The sequence below is a fragment of the Microcystis sp. M079S1 genome (assembly GCF_020246425.1).
Lineage (GTDB): Bacteria > Cyanobacteriota > Cyanobacteriia > Cyanobacteriales > Microcystaceae > Microcystis > Microcystis aeruginosa.
Genome location: NZ_JADBSZ010000167.1, coordinates 1 through 8017 on the forward strand (window position 1 = coordinate 1; position 8017 = coordinate 8017).

Here is an 8017-nt window from a genome sequence, read left to right on the forward strand (position 1 = left end):
AAAATCAATTGAACTCCACTGGAAAGTCGCTGTGAAATTAGACTAATTTCCTAGGCAAATGGACAATTAGATGCTAACTCAACTAATACTCGTCTGACCGAAACACTAACTTTTGCCGCAGTTTTAATAAGAGTTTCTTTTAAACGAGAAACTGTCGCCTTTGCCAATCTTGTCCCCTGTGCTGCTTGCCGAATCCCCAGCAGCAAAATATAAGCGGCTTGGGACAAAAACAGACGAAACTGATTGACGATAAATCAAAAGCTTTTCTCTCAACCTAAGCGAAAAAATCCCCCCGATCAAGTGCATAAAATATCTATTTTTTGTAGTATCGAAAATTGCCCAAACCTAGTAAACGAGGCTATTCTATAGATACTGCGCTTATATTCTAAGGGAAAGAGTGCAGAATTAATCTCTGTTCTTTCTAAATTCTGTAGCTGATCATGAGAACCGTCGGACAAGCTTCGGCGCGCATCAATGAAGCCTTAGAGCTACGGGTGAAAGATTTTTACAAGGGCGCATCTCACCTTTGTAACCCCTAAATCAGGTTTTATGTCAAGCTATTTTGAAAGCCTTGCTAGAAACCAGTTTTAGGGACAAGTATAATTACTCACTTGCATAAATGAGATGCTCCCTGTTTACAAAGACCCAATTAGGAGAATACCGCTAGATGAAGTCGTTTTTAGGCAAGAAACCCGAAAAGGTAAGGATAAAAATCACACCGTGCCGATTTGTTCCGAGTTAAGGCTTAGATTGAAAGATTACAATCCATCAATTAACTTATACCATTTTTCTTTATTCGCGTCACAACGAATGCAGGCTTGGCAAGCATTCGAGCGTGGATGTCTGTCATGGATTTAGAAATTTGGTATTAGAAGATTACCTTTTTCCCGGCATCGATGGAAGATTAAGCTATGAAGCCGCTCTAGTTTACCCAGCTTTAAGGCATTGGGTAAGGATGGACTCTGTCGCTTGCTATTTTACGAAACCCGACTCCTCTATCAACTTTTAACCCGCAATTTAGTAAAGTGATACTGTGTAGAGATGAGGAGCAATTATTTATGGAAGCTGGCGGTTCACAACGAGGGATTTCCCCAACTCTGCGGCAAAGTGGTATCGGTTTAATGCTACTGGCATCGGGGGGAATATTAATCTGGTTTATCGCCTGGTTAAGTAATTTTAGCTTCGGGGGACGCAGTTATCGAGTCACCTTCCTTTTTCCTAATGTGGGTGGCATGATGGTGGGAACCCGCGTCGGTTATCGGGGAGTGAGAATCGGGCAAGTGACAGCAATTACCCCAGAACCGGAGGGAGTCGCCGTAGAAGTGGAGATTTCGCCAGCAGATCGCCTAATTCCCAGTAATTCCCTCATCGAAGCCATTCAATCTGGTTTAGTGGGTGAAACCACGATCGATATTACTCCCCTGCAAGCTTTACCCGTCGGTGGTGTTAAAGAACCCCCTTTGAGTCCTAACTGTAATGGGGAAGTGATTATCTGTAACGGTTCCCGTTTACAAGGGCAATCGGCGCTAAATGTCAATACCCTGATCAGATCTTTACTGAGAATTTCTAATCTAGTTAGCGATCCCGATATGGTGGCTGGATTTCGTTCTTTTACCCAACGCGCTGCCAATGCCTTGGGGGGACTCGATCGCTTTAGTGGTGAGGCAACCACCGCTTTAAGCGAGGTACGTCGCAGCGGTACTCTAGGTAAAGTTAATTCGGGGATGAGATCCCTAGAATCCTTACCCCAAGTATCCGGTTCCCTCGATCGCCTTTCTAGTGATCTTTCCGGTGTCGGGGGATTGAGTCAGGAAGCGACTACTTTACTGAAAAGTTTACAGGGAAGTGGCGGCCTGAGAAATTTAGACGCTACCCTAGTGGAGGCCCGAAAAACGCTGCTTTTGGTGGGACAAACTACGGAAGAACTGCGGGTTTTTTTGGCAGCTAATCAAAATCGTTTAATTGCCACTCTCGATAGTATCAAAACTACCAGCGATCGCCTACAAACTACTCTCGCTGCTTTGGATCCCATCCTGACGCAAGTGCAGAAAAGCCAAATTATCGAGAATTTAAATACTATTTCGGCAAATGCTGTTAAATTAAGTGAAAATTTGGGCAACTTTACCGCCTATCTCTCCGATCCTGCCACTGTTGTCACCCTACAGCAACTTCTCGACTCCTCTCGCGCCGCTTTTGCCAATCTTCAGAAAATCACCTCGGATGTGGATGAAATTACCGGTAATCCGCAACTGCGACAGGAAATTATCCGCTTAATTCAGGGTTTAAGTCGTTTGGTTTCTTCTAGCGAACAACTACAGCAGGAATTCGCCCAAGGTCAAGCAATGACAAGAATGGCCGCCCAAATTGCGACAATAGCCCCAAATCCCGCCGCTAATACCCCAGAAAAAGACGCTAAGAAACCTGAATCTGAGTAGCAGAATTTGGGGTTAGGGGTTGGGAAAAAAAGTCCGAGCATTTGTACTAAATTTTTCAAGACCCTGCTAGTGTGCCTAATTTTTTATCATAGCTAAATGAGGAATTTCTTCACCATGTTGACGATAACTTTCTTTAACGCCTTCCCAAGCTAAAATTAATTGATTGAGTGCTGTTTGAGGGCTATCAGCAAAAGCGGAAACGCTAGGCATTTCTACTAAGTATGCTATCCAATCTCCCTCCTCATCTTGGAAGATATTAATGCTAAAACCGTTAAAATCGTCGGTTGTTGGATTCATTTTCTTCCCCCTGTATTTTTAAAAATTGTTTAACTTGATAAGCTTTCGCTTCACCGTTTTTTGTCGGTTGAATAGATAGACGGACTCTCTTGGATGAATACCAAATGTGATGACTTCCTGTTTGATGGTCAAAAGTCCAACCGCAAAGATTAAGCAAACTCTCAAATTCGCTAAAACGTAATCCTTGAGGTGAGTTTTTGGCCTTTTCTAGCAGTCTTTCTTTTTTTCCCATCGATCGATCACAACGAACTCAATCTATTTTAGCTTAAAGTTAAAAGAAGGAGATCGCATTTATACATCGCAGTCAGCCATCAGCTTGCAAGAGTTATCTCAAAAATGGCAATTAATTTGGCACGACTACTTACACTCGTTTTGAGATTAGGAGATAAATTTTCATCCAGCAAAAACCGAATTTTCATGCTTTTTGTAAATACTCCTGCTCCTTTTTAATTTTTGCTTTTCTTAAACGATCAATTAAAGGAGATGATGTTTCTAGCCACTGTTGATAATGTTGTTCCCGTTGTCTTTCTAGCTTGACAAGATAGAGATCGATTTGTGCTTGATTGTGATAATAATAGGTCAAAGTGGCATAAATTTTTTCTAAATTTAGAGTTGGTAATTCTTGGAGAATTTCTTGAGGACTATAACCTTGTCGATAGTATTTCATTACGTCCTCAATGCCAATACGATGTCCTTTTAATTGAATATTATCTACTGCCACAAATTCAAAATAATCTTCTAACTGCATAGGTTGTTACCTCCTAAAACATCAATACTATCCTAGCATATTGTTAAAAATGTGCCGCAAAATTCAAAATTATTCACCGATTTTAAGCCTATCTGAATATTCAATTTAACCCACCTAGTTTAGATGGGTTAAAAAGATAAAAAGAGATTAAGATTGACGTTTTAAAGCAGAACCAATTCCTAATACTCCTAAACTCAATAATCCTAGCATTGATGAAGGTTCGGGAATAGAAGGAGGGGAAAGAGCTATCACCGAGACATTATCCAACGCAGGACCATAAGCTGTATCGACTAAATTAAGAAAACTAAGGGTAGTTGTTGTTCCAGTGGCGGTAAAATCCCAAGATTTTGATACCCATCCCATGTTTGAAAGGCTTTTTCCTGTTATGTCGAAAGAAAAGTCAGCAGAATTTCCTCCTGCACTCACTCTCATCTCTTTAATAGTAGGACTTCCGTCTGTATTACCCGCCAGATCAAAAGTCACCCGATAAGTCTCACCGACGGTTGTGTTAAAGGTTTGCTGAATTCCACCAGCATTTAATCCAGATAGGTCCAGATTTCTACTACCCTCAGAAGCTTGCCAGTATGTACCTATATAATCGATTGTTGCTTGGCTAACCGTCCATCCTGTAATTACGGTGGAACCAACACCAAGTGTTATATAAGAAGTACCAGGGTTAGGGTTGACGGTAGCCGTCTCAAAACTGCCATTTTGAATCAAATTTGCTGCTTGTACAGGGGTGACTATCAAAGCACTCACCGCCAAGACAGAGGAAGCAATTGAGAGTTTTAATAAGCTATGCTTACCCCCCCCGCAAATCAATCAGTTTTGCTAATTTTTGAGTCATAATTAAAAACTACATTTTTACAAGAACGGCCATAGCGTAGCACAGAAAAGCTTAAAATAAATGAAAAAATGATTAATTTTTTCCTCAAGATGGCCTTAAATGAGCTTTTGGATAGAGAGACTTGTGGCAAGATATAATTAAGGTATATTTTGGGGAAGAAATTGGATTATGGAAGAACTTTTAGAATTAAAAGCTTTGCTCTTAAAAGGTGATATTAAAGGTTCACTGGCGATTGTAGAAGACCTTGAAGATATGAGCAAAAATGGGATTATTAGCACCATTCGTAGTTATGCTGTTATCTTACTACTGCATTTAATTAAACAACAGGCAGAAAACCGAACCACTCGTTCTTGGGATGTCTCCATTCGCAATAGTGTTAGAGAAATTCAACGCCAAAATAAACGCCGAAAAGCAGCAGGATATTATTTAAGTGATGAGGAATTAACAGACACTTTAAACGATGCTTATCTTAATGCTTTGGATGCCGCTTCTTTAGAAGTCGAATCAGGTCGTTATCAATCGGAGCAACTAGAAGCTATAATTGACAAAAATAAACTGATTAGTGATGCTTTCCTTTTAATTAAAAACGTCTCTCCCTAGAAAGATTATGATAAACTCAATCTCTAAAGAACAAGCCCAAGAAATGTTACGTTGGTTAAACAAAAATCGTGACACCGTGCTTGATTTATATAAAAATCAATACATTGCTTATAATGAAAAAGGAGTGATTGCTCACGGTGAAAATTTACAGAATGTTCTGGAACAAGCCAAGACAACCAATCAAGAATTTGTCATTTATCTTGTTCCTCGTTGTCGTTATTCTCTGCAAATTTTACCAGTTCAAGTTTAAAGTAGTTTAAGATGATTTTGACAACGGCAAAATTCTATGAAAATAACCCTTTATCAACCGACGTTATCGTTATTATTGCTGCTGTTGCTATCCGGTGGTTGTGCAGTCAATCAGGAAAAAGGGAAAACCATCACTCCGCAAGCGTCTCCTTTAGCAGAAATCGTTCCTTGGCAGATGGTCGAACGGGTTACTATTTTAAAAGCCGATCAGGATCCCATCTATGCTTTGGCCATTAGTCCCGATAACTCCTTGCTGCTGAGTGGTAGTTTTGACGGTACTGTTAGGGAATGGGACCTAAAAACCCAAAAACCTCTCAGGACTTGGCAACTAGGTGATACTGTCAATGCTATCCAATTCAGTCCCGATGGTGAGACTTTCGTAACTGCTGATGCGGGGGGAAAAGTGCAACGCTGGAATACGCGCACGGGAAAATTAGAAATGACCTATTCCGGCCATGCTTTTCTCGTTACTGATGCCGCTATTTCTCCCGATGGCAAAATTTTGGCCACGGGTAGCTGGGATCGTACAGTTAAACTCTGGCATTTTCAGACGGGTAAACTGTTAAAAACCCTGCGCGGTCATAATCATCCGATTCAGGCGATCGCATTTAGTCCCGATGGTGAAGGAATTGTTAGCGCCGATTACGATGGCTTCGTTAAACTGTGGAAAGTGAGTACCGGTCGCTTTATTCGCGCCTATGCGGGTAATTTATTCCCCGTTTATCGGGTGCTTTTTTCCAAGGATGGTAATATCGCCGGTACTGCTAGTCAAGACGGTTCGATCCGCAGTTGGCAAGTGAAAAGCGGCATCGGCACCACCACTATTCTCGCCCATAACGACGCTGTTACCGATATGGCCCTGCTGGATGGGGGTAAAGTTTTGGCCAGCACTTCCGGGGATGGAACTGTCAAATTTTGGGATGTTAACACCCGTCGGCACTTGAATACTCTCAAGGGAAACGTCATCTTAAGAATGGTTGCCAGTCGAGATGGTCGTTGGTTGGTCACTGGAGATCGGGACGGTGCGATCGCAATCTGGCGGGGAATCTAATGACTATAATTAAGACTAAGTGGGTGGGTGGAATTAAATATAAGATGAACGTAGGTTGGGTTGAAGCATGAAACCCAACGCCCGCTCATGTTACGCTACCGCTAACCCATCCTACAAATAATTGTGCCTCCCTACTTAGAGTGTTTTCTAGGGCGAAATATAGCTATGGCAGCAGTGATTTTAAACTTAGATACAGTCAATCTCAGCGATGAGCAGTTTTACCGTCTCTGTCAAGTTAACCCAGATTGGCAACTGGAAAGAAACGCCCAAGGAGAATTAATTGTGATGCCACCTGTTGGGGGAATTAGCGGCAACCGAGAGGCCGATTTTATTAGTTTACTTTGGTTGTGGAATCGTCAAACCCGATTGGGTAAAGTCTTTAGTTCGGCGACGATTTTTCGTTTACCGAATGGCGGAGATCGCGCTCCCGATGCCGCTTGGGTGAGTTTAACTCGTTGGCAAGCTCTGAGTCGAGAAGAACAGGAGAAATTTCCGCCTATTTGTCCCGATTTCGTCATTGAACTGCGCTCCCGTAGCGATTCCCTCCCGGAAATTCAAGCGAAAATGCGGGAATATCTCCACAGTGGTTTGCGATTAGGTTGGCTAGTTAATCCTCAACAACAACAAGTGGAAATTTATCGTCCTCAGCAACCCGTAGAAATTATGGAAATACCCGCTAATTTAAGCGGAGAGGATGTCTTACCGGGCTTTAGTCTATTTATCTCTATTTTTGAGTAAAATATCCTCAAAACCGAGGTATGATACTAAATCCGTTTTTATTAGAGATACAGCCTTTCTCACAAATATGAAGTATAATGTTATCGATAGCTAAACTGCACAAAAAATGAAATCCTATCCAGTAGAGTTCCGTCAGAAAATCCTCGACTGTTATTATAACGAACCCATCTCTCAAAGACAATTAGCGAAAAGATTCTGCGTAACCCTAAGTTTCGTACAAAAGCTTTTGAAGCAACATCGAGAAACGGGAGATGTTCGACCGAAGACTTATCGATGTGGACGTCATTTAAAACTCACGCCAGAACAGATGATCGTCCTCGGTGAGTTAATTGAGGAAAATAATGACGCAACTCTAGCTGAACTATCGGAACTATTCCTGGAAAGAACTGGTATAGTGTTAAGTGTGGCGACAGTGGCAAGAATAGCAGAACGCTTGAGAATAACCCGCAAAAAAAACTCTACGCCCACCCGCAAAAGAGACAGAAAGAGTACAAAAACTTAGACAAGAATACAAAGGATAAAGTTCGGGATGTAGGCCAGAAAAACCTGATATAGCTTGACCAATTCGGGTTTCTGTTAGTTAGCGATCGCTTGAAGGCTTACCCCATAAGAGAGCTAGAGTTTAGAGACTGTAAGACTTTTGCCAGAGTTCTAGAAGAGCGATAAGATCACATTTTATTCTTTTTTCGACTTCCATCTAAAAATCGAGAAAAAAGCCAAAACGTCGATAATACCATCAAAAAAATATGCAAGAGGTCTATTAATTTTCGATAAAAAATATTTGTGATAGTAAAGTCTACCCGCAAAAGAATCACCTGGCCAATTTCCATATGACCATCATTCAAGCGGCTCTATGACTTAACTTTTGCAGGAGGTCTATTGTTGAATTGGCGTTTTGAGACAAGGATTGAGATAGGGGACTTGCGTGGGAATAATATCCCAATCGATCGGAGGGCGCAAGCTTTGCGCCCCTACAGTAACGGATTTTGTCCACAATGTAGGGGCGAACTGCGTTCGCCCAAAAGGTACATTATCAAAGCGCAAGTCCCTAG

10 protein-coding genes and 1 pseudogene are annotated in these 8017 nt (G+C 41.6%); 6 read left to right on the forward strand and 5 right to left on the reverse strand.

Features of this window, described 5'->3' with window-relative positions:
• Positions 1-50 precede the first annotated feature (50 nt).
• A pseudogene (locus IM456_RS10835) lies at positions 51-254 on the reverse strand (transposase); the annotation flags it as partial.
• A gap of 804 nt (positions 255-1058) precedes the next feature.
• On the opposite strand from IM456_RS10835, the gene IM456_RS10840 reads away from it, so the two are divergent.
• Positions 1059-2435, forward strand: coding sequence for an MlaD family protein (locus tag IM456_RS10840; protein WP_287691105.1), 1377 nt, complete (start codon positions 1059-1061; stop codon positions 2433-2435).
• A gap of 75 nt (positions 2436-2510) precedes the next feature.
• Here IM456_RS10840 and IM456_RS10845 read toward each other — a convergent pair whose 3' ends face one another.
• From IM456_RS10845 to IM456_RS10860, 4 genes are all read right to left on the reverse strand, one after another.
• Positions 2511-2732 (reverse strand): type II toxin-antitoxin system HicB family antitoxin, encoded by a 222-nt coding sequence (locus tag IM456_RS10845; protein WP_079210169.1) that lies wholly within the window; start codon positions 2730-2732, stop codon positions 2511-2513.
• The gene (locus IM456_RS10850; protein ID WP_079210168.1) at positions 2707-2964 is read right to left on the reverse strand and encodes a type II toxin-antitoxin system HicA family toxin; all 258 of its coding nucleotides are present in this window, start codon (positions 2962-2964) and stop codon (positions 2707-2709) included. The genes IM456_RS10845 and IM456_RS10850 overlap by 26 nt, the downstream gene beginning before the upstream one ends.
• A 183-nt stretch (positions 2965-3147) precedes the next feature.
• Positions 3148-3480 carry a DUF433 domain-containing protein gene (locus IM456_RS10855; protein WP_079210167.1) on the reverse strand — a complete coding sequence of 111 codons (333 nt, stop codon included), beginning with the start codon at positions 3478-3480 and terminating at the stop codon, positions 3148-3150.
• Positions 3481-3627: 147 nt separating this feature from the next.
• Positions 3628-4239 carry a choice-of-anchor C family PEP-CTERM protein gene (locus tag IM456_RS10860; protein WP_249268187.1) on the reverse strand — a complete coding sequence of 204 codons (612 nt, stop codon included), beginning with the start codon at positions 4237-4239 and terminating at the stop codon, positions 3628-3630.
• 256 nt (positions 4240-4495) lie between these two features.
• Between IM456_RS10860 and IM456_RS10865 the strand changes: the two genes are divergently transcribed.
• The 5 genes from IM456_RS10865 (at position 4496) to IM456_RS10885 (ending at position 7467) form a co-directional block, all read left to right on the forward strand.
• A complete protein-coding gene (locus IM456_RS10865; RefSeq protein WP_079210166.1) occupies positions 4496-4927 on the forward strand; it encodes a DUF29 family protein in 432 nt (143 codons plus the stop codon).
• A gap of 7 nt (positions 4928-4934) precedes the next feature.
• Positions 4935-5177, forward strand: a complete 243-nt coding sequence (locus IM456_RS10870; RefSeq protein ID WP_149985695.1) for a DUF5678 domain-containing protein — start codon at positions 4935-4937, stop codon at positions 5175-5177.
• Positions 5178-5213: 36 nt separating this feature from the next.
• A complete protein-coding gene (locus IM456_RS10875; protein ID WP_149985696.1) occupies positions 5214-6227 on the forward strand; it encodes a WD40 repeat domain-containing protein in 1014 nt (337 codons plus the stop codon).
• Between the two features lie 165 nt (positions 6228-6392).
• Positions 6393-6965 (forward strand): Uma2 family endonuclease, encoded by a 573-nt coding sequence (locus IM456_RS10880; protein WP_149985697.1) that lies wholly within the window; start codon positions 6393-6395, stop codon positions 6963-6965.
• A 106-nt stretch (positions 6966-7071) separates the two neighbouring features.
• Positions 7072-7467 carry a helix-turn-helix domain-containing protein gene (locus IM456_RS10885; protein WP_149985698.1) on the forward strand — a complete coding sequence of 132 codons (396 nt, stop codon included), beginning with the start codon at positions 7072-7074 and terminating at the stop codon, positions 7465-7467.
• Positions 7468-8017 lie beyond the last annotated feature (550 nt).